4 protein-coding genes are annotated in these 2,318 nt (G+C 34.6%); all 4 read left to right on the plus strand.

Features of this window, described 5'->3' with window-relative positions; translation table 11 throughout:
- Positions 1-273 precede the first annotated feature (273 nt).
- The 4 genes from HNR32_RS13570 (at position 274) to HNR32_RS13585 (ending at position 2,231) form a co-directional block, all read left to right on the plus strand.
- Positions 274-441 carry a hypothetical protein gene (locus HNR32_RS13570; RefSeq protein WP_183863571.1) on the plus strand — a complete coding sequence of 56 codons (168 nt, stop codon included), beginning with the start codon at positions 274-276 and terminating at the stop codon, positions 439-441.
- 24 nt (positions 442-465) lie between these two features.
- Positions 466-1,614, plus strand: a complete 1,149-nt coding sequence (locus HNR32_RS13575) for a ShlB/FhaC/HecB family hemolysin secretion/activation protein (protein ID WP_183863572.1) — start codon at positions 466-468, stop codon at positions 1,612-1,614.
- Positions 1,615-1,765: 151 nt separating this feature from the next.
- Positions 1,766-2,023 carry a type II toxin-antitoxin system Phd/YefM family antitoxin gene (locus HNR32_RS13580; protein ID WP_183863573.1) on the plus strand — a complete coding sequence of 86 codons (258 nt, stop codon included), beginning with the start codon at positions 1,766-1,768 and terminating at the stop codon, positions 2,021-2,023.
- The gene (locus tag HNR32_RS13585; protein ID WP_183863574.1) at positions 2,016-2,231 is read left to right on the plus strand and encodes a Txe/YoeB family addiction module toxin; all 216 of its coding nucleotides are present in this window, start codon (positions 2,016-2,018) and stop codon (positions 2,229-2,231) included. Before HNR32_RS13580 ends, HNR32_RS13585 begins: the two co-directional genes overlap by 8 nt.
- The last annotated feature ends 87 nt before the right edge of the window (positions 2,232-2,318 follow it).

Here is a 2,318-nt window from a genome sequence, read left to right on the forward strand (position 1 = left end):
ATTGACAAAATGCAAGCTGTTTTATTTCAAAATGGATATATAGAAATAACAAGTGAATTAGCTAACACAATAATCGAAGATGTAGAGACTGAATTGAAGGGGAAAGGAAAAGCACGGATATTTGATTGTTTGTTTACTGACTTAATTTCTATTTCCGACTAATGGTGTACCCTTCTCGAATTGTAAGACACAAAATAAGCTAAAAAATAGCTCTACTATTTGGTGGAGACATAAGCGTAAAGTGAAATATTAAGATAAACAAGGATGTTAATAGTGATAAAAAAGGAAATAATAATTGCGGTAATACTGTTTTTTAGCACTTTTAGTAATACAGTATGGGCTGCCGCCCAAGCTGGGCAGGAAGTAGACCAGTATCAAAAGACAAAGCGGCAGGCCCAACAGCAGCAAGAACAAATAAATGCACCAGCAGTACAATTGTAAAAAACGAGTAAGGCAAATGGCGTATTGGTATTACCAAAAGAACAGCGCAGTTTCTTAATTCGTGATTTCGTTATAGAGCACAAAGATACAAGGCGTTTTAACTGGATGAATGGTGAGGTAAAACAGTATAAGGGACAGTATATAGGGGCAAAGGGCATCAGTATGTTATCTAAAATGCTGTCAGATAAAATGATTGCGCGAGGCTTTGTTACCAGTCAGATAATTGTGCCTAAACAAAATTTAAAAGATGGAGTTTTAAAATTTAAAGTAGTTTCTGGCTATATTGAAGATATTCGTTTTGAGCCGCAAAGTACTTTCGGTAATTGGCGCAGTGCTTTTCCAGATAGTCCGGGAGATATACTTAATATACGAGATCTTGAACAAGGTTTGGAGCAATTGCGGCAGCTGCCCAATCAGCAGGCGGATATAAAATTAAAACCAGGCAGCAAGCCTAGTCAAAGTATCGTTATTGTAACAATCAGCAGGAGTAAACCATGGACAGTCGGTTTTACATTAAATGATGCGGGCATGGAAAATACCGGCAGACTGCAGGCATCAACGAATCTTGCTATATATAATCCTACAGGGCAAAATGATATTCTTAGCTACAATTACACCAGAGATGTCGAGCATCAAGATGAAAATGCGGGGACAAGAGATAGTGCATTTACATATACTATTCCATATGGATATTATACTTTTCATATATATAGATATTATGATGAATTTCATCGGCAGATACCGGCACTGGTACCATTTGAATTAAGCGGTAAAACTACAACCTGGGATATTGGTGTCCAAAAAGTAATAGACCGTGATCAGACCAGAAAAACACAATTGTCATTTAAAATAATCCGTCGCAAGAAAAAAAGCTATGTTGATGGTGAAAATACATTATCAGCAGAAAATGGCTGCATAATCAAAAACGAACTATCAATTCCATTGGGAAAATCACATCAGGAATGTTATATTGGTATAGATTATGGACATGTATGGGGGCCTTCTGATCAATACCTGCTGGGAAGAAATCTAGCTGGGGCAGTGATCGGAATGCGGGGAACTTTAATGCATAATATGAAATATGATACATTTATCGGAGCACCCTTGTATAAACCGGCAGGCCTAAAAACAGGAAAAATAACATTGGGATTCAACTTATATTGGCAGTTATAAAAATACATCCTTTTAGAATTAAAATACACAAAGCAGGTTGAAAAACGAAATATATATATAATCACTAAACTAATATAATACTAATTTAATCATATTACCCCCTTATGTAATTGTACGATATATGGTACAATTACATAAGGGGGTGATTAATATGTTAGCTGCAAATTTCTCTACAGTGAGAAAAAATTTTAAAGGTTATTGTGATACTGCTAACAATGATTTAGAAACCGTTATTATTACCAGAAAAGAAGGCGGTAATGCTGTTTTAATGTCTGAAGCAGAATATAATAATATAATGGAAAATTTGTTTGTTCGCAGTAATAAAGAAACTTATTCCAGATTAAAAGAATCTATAAATCAGTTAGAACAAGGTCAAGCTGCTATAAGGAATATTGATAACGATGAATAAAATATTTACAGCAATAGGTTGGGAAGATTATTGTTATTGGCAAACAAATGATAAAAAAATTTTAAAAAAAATCAATGAACTAATTAAAGATATTGAACGTAATGGCAATGAGGGAATTGGTAAACCAGAGCCTCTAAAATACGAGTTAGATGGATATTGGAGTAAACGAATTTCTCCAGAACATAGATTGATTTATAAAATTGATTAAATGGGAGCCGCACACTCGTGACTTAAGTCGTGAGTTAGGCGACCAAACTAGTCAGTATGTATAGAAATATGCATATAGAGATTGGCA

Origin of the sequence: Pectinatus brassicae (assembly GCF_014201835.1) — a bacterium.
Taxonomy (GTDB): Bacteria; Bacillota; Negativicutes; order Selenomonadales; family Selenomonadaceae; genus Pectinatus; species Pectinatus brassicae.